Annotated in this window: 15 protein-coding genes; 14 read left to right on the top strand and 1 reads right to left on the bottom strand. The window is 38.8% G+C overall.

Translation table 11 applies throughout. From position 1 onward, the window contains the following. From atpA to ACU8YW_RS26255, 6 genes are all read left to right on the top strand, one after another. Complete coding sequence (gene atpA / locus ACU8YW_RS26280) at positions 1-1,509, top strand: F0F1 ATP synthase subunit alpha (RefSeq protein ID WP_000027511.1); 1,509 nt, start codon at positions 1-3, stop codon at positions 1,507-1,509. A gap of 215 nt (positions 1,510-1,724) precedes the next feature. Beyond that, positions 1,725-2,585: a F0F1 ATP synthase subunit gamma gene (atpG, locus tag ACU8YW_RS26275; RefSeq protein ID WP_000157696.1), complete on the top strand. Its 861-nt coding sequence runs from the start codon at positions 1,725-1,727 to the stop codon at positions 2,583-2,585. Positions 2,586-2,704: 119 nt separating this feature from the next. Continuing rightward, positions 2,705-4,114, top strand: a complete 1,410-nt coding sequence (atpD, locus tag ACU8YW_RS26270) for a F0F1 ATP synthase subunit beta (RefSeq protein WP_001032603.1) — start codon at positions 2,705-2,707, stop codon at positions 4,112-4,114. A gap of 20 nt (positions 4,115-4,134) precedes the next feature. After that, positions 4,135-4,536, top strand: coding sequence for a F0F1 ATP synthase subunit epsilon (gene atpC, locus ACU8YW_RS26265; RefSeq protein ID WP_000847206.1), 402 nt, complete (start codon positions 4,135-4,137; stop codon positions 4,534-4,536). Positions 4,537-4,666: 130 nt separating this feature from the next. Beyond that, positions 4,667-5,449 (top strand): DUF975 family protein, encoded by a 783-nt coding sequence (locus ACU8YW_RS26260; protein WP_046955511.1) that lies wholly within the window; start codon positions 4,667-4,669, stop codon positions 5,447-5,449. A gap of 47 nt (positions 5,450-5,496) precedes the next feature. Then, positions 5,497-6,150 carry a DUF975 family protein gene (locus ACU8YW_RS26255; RefSeq protein WP_088608236.1) on the top strand — a complete coding sequence of 218 codons (654 nt, stop codon included), beginning with the start codon at positions 5,497-5,499 and terminating at the stop codon, positions 6,148-6,150. 16 nt (positions 6,151-6,166) lie between these two features. Here the strand turns inward: ACU8YW_RS26255 and ACU8YW_RS26250 are convergent, their stop codons facing one another. Beyond that, positions 6,167-8,896, bottom strand: a complete 2,730-nt coding sequence (locus ACU8YW_RS26250) for a putative bifunctional diguanylate cyclase/phosphodiesterase (protein ID WP_097907154.1) — start codon at positions 8,894-8,896, stop codon at positions 6,167-6,169. A 289-nt stretch (positions 8,897-9,185) separates the two neighbouring features. On the opposite strand from ACU8YW_RS26250, the gene nuoA reads away from it, so the two are divergent. The 8 genes from nuoA to nuoK are packed head-to-tail and all read left to right on the top strand — an operon-like array spanning position 9,186 to position 14,601. Then, complete coding sequence (nuoA, locus tag ACU8YW_RS26245; RefSeq protein WP_000179270.1) at positions 9,186-9,554, top strand: NADH-quinone oxidoreductase subunit NuoA; 369 nt, start codon at positions 9,186-9,188, stop codon at positions 9,552-9,554. Continuing rightward, the gene (gene nuoB, locus ACU8YW_RS26240; protein ID WP_000236331.1) at positions 9,545-10,063 is read left to right on the top strand and encodes an NADH-quinone oxidoreductase subunit NuoB; all 519 of its coding nucleotides are present in this window, start codon (positions 9,545-9,547) and stop codon (positions 10,061-10,063) included. The genes nuoA and nuoB overlap by 10 nt, the downstream gene beginning before the upstream one ends. Next, positions 10,060-11,223 carry an NADH-quinone oxidoreductase subunit C gene (locus ACU8YW_RS26235; protein WP_426934145.1) on the top strand — a complete coding sequence of 388 codons (1,164 nt, stop codon included), beginning with the start codon at positions 10,060-10,062 and terminating at the stop codon, positions 11,221-11,223. The genes nuoB and ACU8YW_RS26235 overlap by 4 nt, the downstream gene beginning before the upstream one ends. A 3-nt stretch (positions 11,224-11,226) precedes the next feature. Further along, positions 11,227-12,327 carry an NADH-quinone oxidoreductase subunit NuoD gene (gene nuoD, locus ACU8YW_RS26230; protein WP_000621434.1) on the top strand — a complete coding sequence of 367 codons (1,101 nt, stop codon included), beginning with the start codon at positions 11,227-11,229 and terminating at the stop codon, positions 12,325-12,327. After that, positions 12,327-13,328: an NADH-quinone oxidoreductase subunit NuoH gene (gene nuoH, locus ACU8YW_RS26225; RefSeq protein WP_000573437.1), complete on the top strand. Its 1,002-nt coding sequence runs from the start codon at positions 12,327-12,329 to the stop codon at positions 13,326-13,328. The genes nuoD and nuoH overlap by 1 nt, the downstream gene beginning before the upstream one ends. Before the next feature lie 25 nt (positions 13,329-13,353). Next, on the top strand, positions 13,354-13,773 hold the full coding sequence (gene nuoI, locus ACU8YW_RS26220) for an NADH-quinone oxidoreductase subunit NuoI (RefSeq protein ID WP_000677191.1): 420 nt from the start codon (positions 13,354-13,356) through the stop codon (positions 13,771-13,773). Continuing rightward, positions 13,770-14,294, top strand: a complete 525-nt coding sequence (locus tag ACU8YW_RS26215; protein WP_001012824.1) for an NADH-quinone oxidoreductase subunit J — start codon at positions 13,770-13,772, stop codon at positions 14,292-14,294. The genes nuoI and ACU8YW_RS26215 overlap by 4 nt, the downstream gene beginning before the upstream one ends. Beyond that, positions 14,287-14,601, top strand: coding sequence for an NADH-quinone oxidoreductase subunit NuoK (gene nuoK, locus ACU8YW_RS26210; RefSeq protein ID WP_353837029.1), 315 nt, complete (start codon positions 14,287-14,289; stop codon positions 14,599-14,601). Before ACU8YW_RS26215 ends, nuoK begins: the two co-directional genes overlap by 8 nt. Positions 14,602-14,630: the final 29 nt, after the last annotated feature.

Here is a 14,630-nt window from a genome sequence, read left to right as displayed (position 1 = left end):
ATGAGCATCAGAGCTGAAGAAATTAGCGCACTGATAAAGCAACAAATCGAGAACTATCAGTCTGAAATCGAAGTTAGTGATGTTGGTACAGTTATCCAAGTTGGTGACGGTATTGCGCGTGCTCATGGTCTTGATAACGTTATGGCTGGTGAACTTGTAGAGTTCTCTAACGGCGTTATGGGACTAGCACAAAACTTAGAGGAAAACAACGTAGGTATCATTATTTTAGGACCTTACACAGAAATTCGTGAAGGTGACGAAGTTCGTCGTACTGGTCGCATCATGCAAGTACCAGTAGGAAAAGAACTAATCGGTCGTGTTGTAAACCCATTAGGTCAACCAGTTGATGGTTTAGGCCCAATCAATACAACAAACACTCGTCCAATCGAAAGTCCAGCACCAGGTGTAATGGATCGTAAATCTGTTCATGAGCCACTTCAAACAGGTATTAAAGCGATCGATGCTCTTGTACCAATTGGCCGTGGTCAACGTGAGTTAATCATTGGTGACCGTCAAACAGGTAAAACAGCAGTTGCACTTGATACAATCATTAACCAAAAAGATGAAGATATGATTTGTATCTATGTAGCTATCGGACAAAAAGAATCAACTGTACGTAACGTAGTAGAAACACTACGTAAGCACGGTGCATTAGATTACACAATCGTTGTAACTGCATCAGCTTCTCAACCAGCTCCATTATTATACTTAGCTGCTTATGCTGGTGTAACAATGGGTGAAGAGTTCATGTACAATGGTAAACACGTATTAGTAGTATATGATGACTTATCAAAACAAGCAGCGGCTTACCGTGAGCTTTCATTACTATTACGTCGTCCTCCAGGTCGTGAAGCATATCCAGGGGATGTATTCTACTTACATTCTCGCTTATTAGAGCGTGCAGCAAAATTAAGTGATGCAAGAGGCGGCGGTTCTTTAACTGCACTACCTTTCATCGAAACACAAGCAGGGGACGTATCAGCTTACATCCCAACAAACGTAATTTCTATTACGGATGGACAAATCTTCTTACAATCTGACCTATTCTTCTCTGGCGTACGTCCAGCAATCGATGCGGGTACTTCTGTATCTCGTGTAGGTGGATCTGCTCAGATTAAAGCAATGAGTAAAGTATCAGGTACACTTCGTCTTGACCTTGCATCTTACCGTGAGTTAGAAGCGTTCGCTCAGTTCGGTTCTGACCTTGATAAAGCAACTCAAGCGAAACTAAACCGTGGTGCTCGTACTGTTGAGGTATTAAAACAAGGATTACACAAACCATTACGTGTAGAGAAACAAGTTATCATTCTTTACGCTTTAACACGTGGATTCCTAGATGATATCCCAGTAGTAGATATCACTCGTTTCGAAGAAGAATTCCATGCTTGGTTAGATTCTAATGCGACTGACTTATTAGAAGAAATCCGCACAACTAAGAAACTTGCGGATGACGACAAATTTGCAGCAGCTATTAATGGATTTAAAAAAGTATTCGTAGCTTCTGAGTAATGAATAAAAGCTCCAGAGGCTCGTTCAAGCCACTGGAGCTAGATAATATATAAAAGGCATCTCAAGTTTTGAGATTGCTGACGGTTATGTAAAGGAAAAGAGTAGGTGCACCTATTCTTTTCCTTCAATCATGAGCAAGAATATCTTGCAACGTAGATTAGGAAGAGAATTCTTACTAATCGTGCCAACTTCCGGAAAAAAGGTGGTGAAAACCTGTGGCATCTTTACGCGATATAAAAGCGAAGATTAACTCGACAAAGAAAACGAGTCAAATTACGAAAGCAATGGAGATGGTATCTGCATCTAAGTTAAACCGTGCAGAGCAAAATGCTAAATCTTTCGTTCCGTATATGGAAAAGATTCAAGAAGTAGTAGCGAGCATTGCGCAAGGAAGTAAAGGAATTAATCATCCGATGCTAAATGCGCGTCCTGTAAAGCGTACAGGGTACATCGTTATTACATCTGATCGCGGACTAGCAGGTGGTTATAACAGTAACGTATTACGTACAGTAAGTAACGTAATTCGTGAACGTCATAATATGGATTCAAACCAATATTCAATTATTGTGCTTGGCCGACTAGGACGTGATTATTTAAAACGTCGCGGCTTTAATATCATTGATGAAGTAGTTGGACTATCTGACCACCCATCATTTACTGATATTAAAGATCTTGCTTCTCGAGCAATTGCGATGTTTGCAGATGGTGCTTATGATGAGCTGTATATTTACTACAACCATTACGTAAGTAAAATTTCACAAGAAGTAACGGAAAATAAAATTTTACCGCTTACTGATGTGGCGTCTGACAAACCGACGACAGCTTATGAATTCGAACCTTCTGAAGAAGAAATTTTAAAAGTACTATTGCCACAATACGCAGAAAGCTTAGTGTACGGTGCATTACTAGACGGTAAAGCAAGTGAACACGCAGCGCGTATGACAGCAATGAAGAGTGCTACAGACAACGCGATGGAAGTTATCGATTCACTTACACTTTCATTCAACCGTGCGCGTCAGGCAGCGATTACGCAAGAAATTACGGAAATCGTTGGTGGAGCAGCAGCGTTAGAGTAGTAATAAAAAGCGTAGGCGACTCTTTCAAAAGAGTCGCGTAAGCTATAAACCAATAAAAAATTAAAAGCTAACTGCTCGTAGCAAGTTGGCTAATTAAAAGAAAGCTAGGAGGGAACCCGATGAATAAAGGGCGCGTTACGCAAATCATGGGTCCGGTTGTAGACGTTAAGTTTGATGGCGGAAAGCTACCAGAAATCTACAACGCCCTTACGGTAAAACAAAGCAACGAAAACGGAACAAGCATTAACTTAACATTTGAAGTTGCACTTCATTTAGGTGATGATACAGTTCGTACAGTTGCAATGTCTTCCACAGACGGACTTGTTCGTGGTACAGAAGTAGAAGATACTGGTAAAGCAATCTCTGTACCAGTTGGTGATGCAACACTTGGTCGCGTATTTAACGTATTAGGTGATGCAATTGACTTAGATGGTGAGGTTCCTGCCGATGTACGCCGTGATCCAATTCACCGTCAAGCACCTGCATTCGAAGAATTATCTACTAAAGTAGAAATTCTTGAAACTGGTATTAAAGTAGTAGACTTACTTGCTCCTTACATTAAGGGTGGTAAGATCGGTCTATTCGGTGGTGCCGGTGTAGGTAAAACTGTATTAATTCAGGAATTAATTAACAACATCGCCCAAGAACACGGTGGTATCTCTGTATTCGCTGGTGTAGGTGAGCGTACTCGTGAGGGTAACGATTTATACCACGAAATGAGCGATTCTGGCGTAATTAAGAAAACTGCGATGGTATTCGGACAAATGAATGAGCCACCTGGAGCACGTCAACGTGTTGCATTAACAGGTTTAACAATGGCTGAACATTTCCGTGATGAGCAAGGACAAGACGTACTATTGTTCATCGATAACATCTTCCGTTTCACGCAAGCAGGTTCTGAAGTATCTGCCCTTCTTGGTCGTATGCCATCTGCGGTAGGTTACCAACCGACACTTGCAACAGAAATGGGTCAATTACAAGAGCGTATTACTTCTACAAATAAAGGGTCTATCACGTCTATCCAAGCGGTATATGTACCAGCCGATGACTATACGGATCCAGCACCAGCTACAACGTTCGCTCACTTAGATGCAACAACAAACTTAGAGCGTCGTTTAACACAAATGGGTATTTACCCAGCCGTAGATCCATTAGCATCTACATCTCGTGCACTTTCTCCAGAAATCGTAGGAGAAGAGCATTATGAAGTAGCTCGTCAAGTACAGCAAACTTTACAGCGTTATAAAGAGCTTCAAGATATCATTGCTATCTTAGGTATGGATGAGTTATCTGAAGAAGATAAGTTAGTTGTACATCGTGCTCGTCGTATTCAATTCTTCTTATCTCAAAACTTCCACGTAGCTGAGCAGTTTACAGGTCAAAAAGGTTCTTACGTACCTGTAAAAAATACAGTTAGCGGATTTAAAGAAATTCTAGAAGGAAAATATGATGACCTTCCAGAAGATGCATTCCGTCTTGTAGGTGGTATTGAAGAAGTTATTGAAAACGCGAAGAAAATGATGGCGTAAGGCCTTAGGAGGGACGAATTATGAAGACATTTCCAGTCAGTATTGTAACTCCTGATGGACCGGTTTACGAAAAAGAAGTAGAAATGGTAAGCGTAAAAGCAGAGAGTGGGGAAATGGGGATCTTACCAGGTCACATTCCAACTGTTGCACCATTAAAAATTAGTGCAGTTCGTCTGAAACATGGTGGACACACTGATTATGTAGCAGTAAGCGGTGGCTTTATCGAAGTTCGTCCAGATAAAGTAACTGTATTATCATCATCTGCTGAAGAAGCAAACCATATCGATATCCATCGTGCAAATGAAGCGAAGCGTCGCGCTGAGCAACGTATGCAAGATAAACAAGCACATGTTGACTTTAGACGTGCAGAAATGGCATTACAACGTGCTGTGAACCGTTTAAACGTTTCCGATATGAAATAAAAAATCCGTAAAGGCTTTGCCTTTACGGATTTTTTTGTGTAGTTCATGGATAATTTTACAAAAATGGTATAATTATATTGATGCTTGTATAAGTAGAGAATGTACAACAATTTATAAAGGGGATGAATAAATGATCGGTGAAATGAAACGAGAAGCGTTGCACTCTTTAAAGGGAAAATGGGGACTAGGTGTTGGATCAACGATTTTATATTTTATTTTAAGTTATGTTGTTTCAATGGCTGCAATGCTTATACTTTTAATTCCAGGAGTTATTATATTTTTACTATTTGCTGGTTTAACAGGTTCACTTGAAGAGGAAACAATATCAATTGGAGCAGGTATTACATTTGGTATTTTTTATTGCATCATAATAATTTTGAGTAACGCATCGTATGGAATTACATCATACGGTTATACAAATGTATTTTTACAGATGAGTAAACGAGAAGGTGCTAAAGTAGATCACTTATTCGAAGGGTTTCGTGGCTTTAAAAGAATGATGAAAACGATGTGGGCAATGCTTGCGATTTTGTTATATACAGGTACATGGATTCCAATGTTGCTAGTAGCCTTATTCGCATTTTTCGGTGAAGAAGGAAATACGTCGTTTACTATCGCTTTCTTTGTACTATTAGCTATTTCAATCGTTGTTATGATTGTGATGTATTTTTCTTATGCGATGACGTACTATGTAATGATTGAAAATCCAGAGTATAGTGTGTCACGAGCAATGAAAGAAAGTAAGCATCTTATGAAGGGACATAAGTTAGATTTATTTCTTTTATGGCTCAGTTTTATAGGATGGGGTATTTTAGCGATTTTAACACTTGGAATAGGTTTTCTTTGGCTTAGCCCGTATATGAGTACAACGACAGCGCATTTTTATCGCTATCTTTCAAAAGATGAATTGTAGTAGGAACATGCTATACTAATAGAGTTATTACGTATAGGAGGAACAATATGATTAGTGATTTAAAAGGAGAAGCGCTAGATTCATTAGAAGGGAAATGGGGATTAGCTGTCGGGGCAACATTACTGATTTCGATTCTTATTTCAGCTTTTAGTTTTAGTATTGATTTCATTTTCTTTCAATTTTGGGATTGGAAAGAAGTAAATAACTCACTTTCAGTAGACGTTATTACAATATTGATGGTAGGTCCATTAACGCTAGGTGGTTATCATTTAGCACTACATATCATTCGTGAAAAAGAAGCGAGTATTGGGCATATATTCAGATGGTTTACAGAAGGAAGTAAGTTTATAAAGTCATTTTTATTATATATAGTAGTGAACATTTATATTTTCTTATGGTTTTTATTATTTATTATTCCAGGCATTATTAAATCATTTTCTTATGCGATGACGTACTTTATAATAAATGATCATCCTGATTATTCCATAAATCAAGCTATTACAGAAAGTCGTCGTATGATGAATGGACATAAGATGGAGTATTTCATTTTATGTTTAAGCTTTATTGGTTGGTTTATATTAAGTTGTATTACGTTAGGGATTGGATTCCTATGGCTAATTCCATATTTTTATACGACGTCAGCAGCTTTTTATGAAGAAATTGCAGAGGAGTATTACGAGAAAACAATTCCGACACTATAAAAACACCCAGTATGAGCTATTGGTTCATACTGGGTGTTTTTTGTAGAAATTTTATAAATTGATGACTAGTAAGTGGTTTACTGAAATAGTAACCTTGCATATATTTACAGTTGTTCTTTTGTAGAAACTTAAGTTGTTTTTCTGTTTCAATTCCTTCAGCAACGACAGAGAGGTTTAAAGTATTTGCAAGGGAAAGGATAGTGGAAACGATAGCTCTTTCCTCAGGTCGATGATCGGCTAGTTGTGTAAATTCTCTCGGTACTTTTAACGTATCAATAGGGAAAATTGATAAATAAGCGAGAGAAGAATAGCCGGTACCGAAGTCATCAATGGACGTTTGAATACCATATTCCTTTAATTGTTTTAGTCTTGATAATGTTTCTTTTTCATCAATCATTGCAATTCGTTCTGTTAGCTCAAGTGTTACATGCTTTGGATCGACTTTAATGTCTGTTAGTATTTGTGAAATGTTGTTGATTAAATTCTCTTGCTGAAACTCTTTTGCGGATAAGTTCACACTTATTTTTAAATCTGTGTAGCCGAAAGTATGCCATATTTTTAACTGGCGACAAGATTCTTTTAATACCCAATGACCGAGCGGAACGACTTGTGGCGTCTCTTCTACAATTGGAATGAACTCACATGGCGGAATGTCACCTAGGAGTGGGTGTTTCCAGCGTAGTAATGCTTCAGCACCAATAATCTTTTTCGTCGTAATATCAATTTGTGGTTGATAAACGAGATAAAACTCTTCGTTTACTAAAGCGAGTGGTAAATCTTTTTCAATTCGAGCTTTTCGTTCCATTTTTTTATATAATTCTTTCGTGTATAGGGAGCTACCATTTTTTCCTTTATTTTTTGCTTCGTACATGGCCATATCAGCATGCTGTAAAATGGATAATGGATCTTCACCTGCTTCAGGATATATTGCAATCCCGATGCTCGGTGAGATTTGTAAATGTTGACTTTCAATTTCGAATGGTTCGTTCATGGCTGCTACAATCGTATCAGCTATTTTTTTCACATCGGGTCTTTTTTTATAATTTTCGATAAGGATTGTGAACTCATCCCCGGCTAGCCGGGCGAGCTTCATATTTGGTGTCGATAGTCTTTCTAGTCTTTTTGCTACGGCAATTAATAGAAGGTCTCCTACCCTATGACCGAGGGTATCATTAATAACCTTAAAGCGGTCTAGGTCGAGAAACATAACAGCAAAAGGCCTTTTTGATATTTCGGATCGAGCAATTGCTTGTTCTACATATTGATGAAATGCACGGCGATTTGCAAGCTCTGTTAAAGTATCATGATATGCTAGAAAATTAATTTGTTCTTGTTGTTGTTTGCTTTCCGTAATATCTTTAATCATTAAATAAACACCAGAAATATGATCCTTTAAAAAGATAGGAACTGCTGTAACATGCAAGTAGTAAATATCCCTATTCTTATGATATGCCCGTACTTCTAAAGAAATAGATTTCCCTTTTTTTACTCGATGAAAGGCATTAATGATTTCTTCCAAATCTTCTTCATACGTAAGTGAATAGTATGGTTGCTTTAATAATTCATTCGTTTGATAACCGAGTAAAGTAGTACCAGCGTTGTTCACGTTGAGAAAATTACCGTACAAGTCTAATGTGAAAATTGGATCTGGATGGTGCTCGTATAAAGATTTAAACATCTGTTGGTTATGATATAGTTCATTTTTTTGTTCTACTAAATCTTCTGTACGTAGTTCAATTTGTTTTTCGAGTTCTGAGTTGAATTGCATTTGAGCTAGTAATAATATTTTATTTTGTTTTCGAACTAAACTATGGCGTATGAGAACGAAGGAGAAAGTTATTATAAGCCCGATTACTACAATAGGTGCAAAAACATATTCAACTAGTATAAAAACAATAAGCATTACTACAGAAATATAAGGTAATGACAATCTGATCGATTCCCCAAGTTTAGGTGTTAATAGTACTTGCTCTTGTCTTTCGGGTTCTTTTGTATGCAGAATACAGGCGATTGCTACTAGTACTAAAGTTACTTGATAGAGAGGAGTAACTGTAAACATAGAATACTCGGGTATGAAGTATTTGATATAAGCATAAATCGCATCTGTAGTAGCATATAAAATTAAAGCACTGCCAAGAAGCGCACCAACTTTTTTGGATAATAAGGATAATGGCTTGAATAACAGATTGATTCCTATGAGAAGAAAGAGCAAATCGGCCATTGGATAGGTAAGTTGAACAAATATGTCGATATAGGATGTTGAAGAAACGTGAATGGTGCGTTCAATAAGTAAGTAGTAACTTAAAGTGAATTGTGCTGTAACAATAATACAAATATCACATATCATAAAAAGCTTTTCTAATAAATCGCGGTTATAGATGATTTCATATAGAAACGCAAATGCAAAGGTAATTAAAAAAAGTAAGTAAAAAAAATCGGACGGATCAACGAATGTATAATAGTCCTTTAAAATTAAACGTTGATAGGCAACGACCATATCACCAATGAAATAAGAGAGAGTTCCAACAGATAAAATGGTCCAAAATAAACGAGGTAACCCTTCTTTCCTATTTGAAAAATAAAGTATATAACTACAAGCGATAATATCAATGAATAAGGTACTCATTCCAATTAATATTTGAAAAGGAAATGAGTATTCATATAGAAAAGGCATTGCCACGTAATGAATCGCTATAGATAACAATATAATGCTTATAAGAATACTTACATGTGTTTGTTTTTTCATTTATCTCACCCACGGTATATACATATAAATTCCTCTTTTTATTTTTTATTGTTTCTTGAAACATATATATAATTTCTATACTTATTTTACACAGGTATAGCGAGTTATAAAAATAGATTTTAATAATTCTCGTTTCGGTCCCCAATATATCGACATAGGAATTTGAAGTTTGCTATAATGATTAAAATAGTTGCATTATTTAGAAAAATTTAAAAATAATAATTACTGCAGCTAGGACATATTGTTTACTAAGTGAACTTGTTCTTAATTCAGGGGGGAGGGTTTCACAATGGCAAGTGTATATGAAAATAGTTATATGATCGTTTTGATTTTCTTGCTATTAGGTATATTGCTGCCGGTAGTGGCTCTTACATTAGGAAAGATGCTGCGTCCAAACAAACCAAGTGCAGCGAAAGCGACGACGTATGAGAGTGGGATTGAGCCTTTTCATGATGCAAATATTCGGTTTCATGCTCGTTATTATATTTTTGCTTTATTGTTTGTCATCTTTGATGTAGAAACTTTATTTTTATATCCATGGGCTGTTGCATATGACAAGCTCGGTTTATTTGCACTGATTGAAATGCTTATCTTTGTTGTAATGTTGCTAGTTGGATTAGCGTATGCTTGGAAAAAGAAGGTGTTACAATGGTTATAAATTTTGAGGAATTACATCCAAATGAACGGGCGGAATTAGAACGAAATATCTTTTTTTCTACATTGGAGCAGTTAAAAGGATGGGCACGAAGCAATTCTTTATGGCCGATGACATTCGGACTGGCATGCTGTGCAATTGAAATGATGGGAGTAGGTTCATCACATTACGATTTAGATCGATTTGGGTCATTTTTTCGGACATCGCCAAGGCAATCGGACGTTATGATTGTGTCGGGAACAGTAACGAAGAAGATGGCTCCTATTGTTCGGCGTTTATACGATCAAATGCCCGAACCAAAATGGGTTATTGCAATGGGATCTTGTGCGACAGCAGGTGGCCCATATGTAAATTCGTACGCTGTTGTGAAAGGTGTGGATCAAATTGTACCAGTGGATGTGTATATTCCTGGTTGTCCACCCAATCCTGCTGCTTTAATTTATGGAATTAATAAATTGAAAGAAAAAATTCGTTACGAGGCAAAGACGGGAAAGCAGGTGACGAATAAATGAGTGATCCAAATAAAGACCTAGAGGATTTGAAAAGAGAAGCGGCTAGGCATGCGAAAGAAGAGGCGAGAAAGCGTCTCGTTGCGAAACATGATGCGGAAATAAGTAAACTTGAGGAAGAAAATCGAGAAAAAGAGAAAGCGCTACCAAAAAATGATGGTATGACTGTGGAAGAAGTAAAACGACGTGCAGCTGCAGCCGCGAAAGCAAAAGCGGCAGCATTAGCAAAGCAAAAAAGAGAAGGAACAGAAGAAGTAACGGAAGAAGAAAAGGCCAAAGCGAAGGCGAAGGCAGCCGCCGCGGCAAAAGCAAAAGCGGCAGCATTAGCAAAGCAAAAAAGAGAAGGAACAGAAGAAGTAACGGAAGAGGAAAAGGCCAAAGCGAAAGCGAAGGCAGCCGCCGCGGCAAAAGCAAAAGCGGCAGCGTTAGCGAAGCAAAAAAGAGAAGGAACAGAAGAAGTAACGGAAGAGGACAAGGCTAAGGCGAAAGCCAAGGCCGTGGCGGCCGCAAAGGCAAAAGCAGCGGCGTTAGCGAAGCAGAAGGCCTCTCAAGGTGATGGGGATTCGGGAGATGAAAAGGCGAAGGCAAAAGCAGCAGCGAAAGCAAAAGCGGCTGCGGCTGCAAGAGCAAAGACAAAGGGCGCTGAAGGTAAGAAGGAAGAGGAGCTGAAGCCGGAAGAGCCATCCGTGAATCAGCCGTATTTAAATCAGTATGTTGAATTTATTAAGGGGGAAAAAGGAGAGGATGCATTAGTAGATTCCTACATTAATAAACTTTCAAAAGACGTGCCGACTCTTGTTGTGGATCCCGCAAAATATTATGAAGTGATGGAATTACTGCGATTCCATGAAGGACTTGCTTTTGATTATATGTCAGAGCTACATGCGACGGATTTTGTGACACATATGGAAGTATATGTTCATTTATTTTCATATGGAAAGAAACAGTCAGTAGCGGTGAAGGTGAAGTTGGATAGGGAAGCACCAGAAGTAGAGTCGGTTGCAGCGCTTTGGAAAGGAGCGGACTGGCCAGAGCGAGAAGCGTATGATTTGCTCGGCATTGTATTTAAGGGACATCCGAATTTATCACGTATTTTAATGCCTGATGATTGGATAGGGTATCCGCTTAGGAAAGATTATGAACCGTATGATGTGGAGGTGTAGCTTATGATCCGTACGGAAGAAATGCTTTTGAATGTAGGGCCTCAGCATCCGAGTACGCATGGTGTGTTCAGGCTTGTTATTAAGATTGACGGGGAAATTATTAAAGAAGCTACACCAGTTATTGGATATTTGCATCGCGGGACCGAAAAGATTGCCGAGAGCTTACAGTATACGCAAATTATCCCTTATACAGATCGAATGGACTATTTATCGGCCATGACGAATAACTACGTCATTTGCCATGCTGTCGAGACGATGATGGGGCTTGAAATCCCGGAGCGGGCCGAATACTTACGAGTACTTGCAATGGAGCTTGGAAGGATTGCGAGCCACCTCGTTTGGTGGGGGACAAATCTTCTTGATATAGGAGCGGTCAGCCCGTTTTTATACGCGTTTCGTGAACGAGAGATGATTATAAATTTATTAAACGAATTATGCGGTGCCCGTCTTACTTTTAACTATATGAGAGTCGGGGGTGTAAAGTGGGATGCGCCGGACGGTTGGATTGAAAAAGTGGAAGAGTTTGTTCCGTATATGCGAGAGCAATTGGCAGGTTATCATGATCTCGTTAGCGGTAATGAGATTTTCTTAAATCGCGTAAAAGGCGTTGGTATATATAGCGCGGAAGAAGCGATTTCGTATTCTTTAAGCGGAGCGAATTTGCGGTGTACCGGAGTAAACTGGGATCTTCGCAAGGATGAACCGTACTCCATTTATGATCGTTTTGATTTCGATATTCCTGTTGGGAGTGTGGGAGATGCTTGGGATCGTTACGTTTGCCGCATGCAAGAGATTGAGGAGTCATTAAAAATTGTTGAGCAAGCTGTCCAACAGTTCCCGAAAGACGGAGCTGTGCTAGCGAAAGTGCCGAAAATCATTAAGGCGCCTAAAGGGGAAGCGTTCGTCCGTATAGAATCGCCGCGAGGAGAGATTGGTTGCTATATTGCTAGTGATGGAAAGAAAGAGCCGTACCGCTTGAAGTTTCGCAGGCCGTCTTTTTACAATTTGCAAATTTTACCGAAGTTATTGAAAGGTGAAAACATCGCCAATTTAATTACGATTTTAGGTGGAGTTGATATTGTACTTGGGGAGGTTGATGGCTAATGATTGAAACGCTCTTACAATCACCTTCAAGCTGGACGAATTTCTTCATTTTTTTCGGATTAGCGGTGCTTCTATTATTTGCAGTCCTTGGCTTCGTTACATATGGTATTTTGGCAGAACGGAAAGTGATGGGTTTTATGCAAGGGCGAATTGGACCAAACCAAGTTGGGGGCCGATTCGGCTTGCTGCAAACGGTAGCTGATGTTTTAAAACTATTATTGAAAGAAGATAGTATTCCGAAAGCGGCAGATAAACCGTTGTTTATATTAGCGCCTGTCATTGCATTCGCACCGGCATTTATGGTGCTTGCAGTCATCCCGTTTACTGATAAATTTCAGTTCGCGGATATTGGCGTAGGCTTACTGTATTACATTGCTGTTTCTGGCATTACGACGATTGGTGTCGTAACCGGAGGGTGGGCATCAAATAATAAATATTCCCTTTTAGGAGGGATGCGTGCGGCAGCGCAAATGATTTCTTATGAAATTCCGCTTGTAATGAGTGTAATTGGCGTCGTTTTGTTAGCTGGTAGCCTGAATTTAAATGAAATTGTAGCAGCGCAGGAGAATGTTTGGTACATTTTCGTGCAGCCAATCGGTTTCGTCGTTTTCTTAATCGCAGCGGTAGCAGAGTTAAATAGGACGCCGTTTGATTTACCAGAAGCAGAGTCGGAACTTGTTTCTGGATATCATACGGAATACTCAGGGTTTCGCTGGGCGTTTTTCATGCTTTCAGAGTACGTATATTTCTTCGGAATGGCATCTTTAATTACAGTGCTCTTTTTAGGCGGATGGAATCCAGTTATGTTCCTTGGGTTTATCCCAGGAGCTGTATGGTTTGCTTTGAAATTTAGCAGTGTAGTCTTTCTATTAATTTGGTTCCGCGTTACGTTTCCGCGTATAAGAGGTGACCAGTTAATGGAGTTTGGCTGGAAAGTATTATTGCCAATTGCACTTGCGAATATTTTCTTAACGGCATTGATTAAGGAGTTATTCTTCTAATCTATGAGGGGGGTGCCAGTAAGAGATGAAAGGACTATTTAAAGGATTAAAATATACATTAAGCAATTTGAGTAAGAAGAAGGTGACTTACGATTATCCGAATCAACCGTTGCCGTTGCCAGACCGCTTTCGAGGCATTCAAAAGTTTTATCCAGAAAAGTGTATTGTTTGTAACCAATGCTCCAACATTTGTCCGACAGACTGTATTCAGTTAACAGGAAAAAAACATCCGGATCCTACGAAAAAAGGAAAAATTATCGACACGTATGATATTAATTTTGAAATTTGTATTCTGTGTGATTTATGTACAGAAGTTTGTCCGACAGAGGCGATTGTTATGACAAATAACTTTGAGCTCGCGGAATATTCACGTGATGATTTATTTAAAAATTTGCAGTGGCTTGACGAAAACGACGAAAACGTCAGGAAGGAGAATAAAGCATGAATGGCGAGTTTGTAGCATTCTTCATACTATCCTTGTCTGCAATTATCGGCGGTGTTCTTATGTTGAACTTAACGAAAGTCATGCATATGATGCTAGCTCTCGTTCTGACATTTCTTAGTATCGCAGGTTTGTACTTTCTTTTATCGGCCGAATTTATCGGAGTTGCACAAATTTTACTTTACTCCGGTGCGATTACAATTATTATGATTTTTGGCATTATGTTAACGCAACATAACGCAGAAAATGAATCGCGTCTTACTCTTCGAAAATGGATTATCTTCTTTGCGGTTGTAGCATTTGGGGCAGTTATGTATTTCGCTGTTAACAATATTGATTTTGCAAATGAAAGCACACAAGGAAGTTTACCTCTCCATGAAAAAAACACACTTCAAATCGGTACACTTCTCTATTCGAAATATATTATTCCATTTGAGTTAACCTCAGTCATTTTACTTGTAGCACTTGTTGGCGCGATTATACTTGCGAAGAAGGATGAGAAAGAGGAGGATTCCAATGAGTAGCGTTCCCGCTTCTGCATATTTAACGCTTGCGATTATTTTGTTTTGCATCGGTTTGTTTGGAGCTTTAACGAAGCGAAATACAGTGATTGTATTAGTTTGTATTGAATTAATGCTTAACGCGGCCAATTTAAATTTAGTCGCGTTTAGTAAATTAGGTTTGTTCCCAAATTTAACAGGGCAAATTTTCTCTCTGTTTACGATGGCTGTAGCAGCAGCGGAGGCGGCGGTAGGACTCGCCATTTTAATTGCTTTGTATCGTAATCGTAAGACGGTTCATGTAGATGAAATGGATACGCTCAAAGGATAACATTGTGACCGAAAAGGGGGAAGGAAACA

This window comes from Bacillus pretiosus (genome assembly GCF_052947655.1).
This window is presented reverse-complemented; position numbering and strand designations above follow the sequence as displayed.

Bases quoted from the DNA above. Each gene is read 5' to 3' on its own strand.
- atpA (WP_000027511.1), top strand. From the start codon at position 1: ATGAGCATCAGAGCTGAAGAAATTAGCGCACTGATAAAGCAACAAATC.
- atpD (WP_001032603.1), top strand. From the start codon at position 2,705: ATGAATAAAGGGCGCGTTACGCAAATCATGGGTCCGGTTGTAGACGTT.
- atpC (WP_000847206.1), top strand. From the start codon at position 4,135: ATGAAGACATTTCCAGTCAGTATTGTAACTCCTGATGGACCGGTTTAC.
- ACU8YW_RS26260 (WP_046955511.1), top strand. From the start codon at position 4,667: ATGATCGGTGAAATGAAACGAGAAGCGTTGCACTCTTTAAAGGGAAAA.
- ACU8YW_RS26255 (WP_088608236.1), top strand. From the start codon at position 5,497: ATGATTAGTGATTTAAAAGGAGAAGCGCTAGATTCATTAGAAGGGAAA.
- ACU8YW_RS26250 (WP_097907154.1), bottom strand. From the start codon at position 8,896: ATGAAAAAACAAACACATGTAAGTATTCTTATAAGCATTATATTGTTA.
- nuoA (WP_000179270.1), top strand. From the start codon at position 9,186: ATGGCAAGTGTATATGAAAATAGTTATATGATCGTTTTGATTTTCTTG.
- nuoB (WP_000236331.1), top strand. From the start codon at position 9,545: ATGGTTATAAATTTTGAGGAATTACATCCAAATGAACGGGCGGAATTA.
- ACU8YW_RS26235 (WP_426934145.1), top strand. From the start codon at position 10,060: ATGAGTGATCCAAATAAAGACCTAGAGGATTTGAAAAGAGAAGCGGCT.
- nuoD (WP_000621434.1), top strand. From the start codon at position 11,227: ATGATCCGTACGGAAGAAATGCTTTTGAATGTAGGGCCTCAGCATCCG.
- nuoH (WP_000573437.1), top strand. From the start codon at position 12,327: ATGATTGAAACGCTCTTACAATCACCTTCAAGCTGGACGAATTTCTTC.
- nuoI (WP_000677191.1), top strand. From the start codon at position 13,354: ATGAAAGGACTATTTAAAGGATTAAAATATACATTAAGCAATTTGAGT.
- ACU8YW_RS26215 (WP_001012824.1), top strand. From the start codon at position 13,770: ATGAATGGCGAGTTTGTAGCATTCTTCATACTATCCTTGTCTGCAATT.
- nuoK (WP_353837029.1), top strand. From the start codon at position 14,287: ATGAGTAGCGTTCCCGCTTCTGCATATTTAACGCTTGCGATTATTTTG.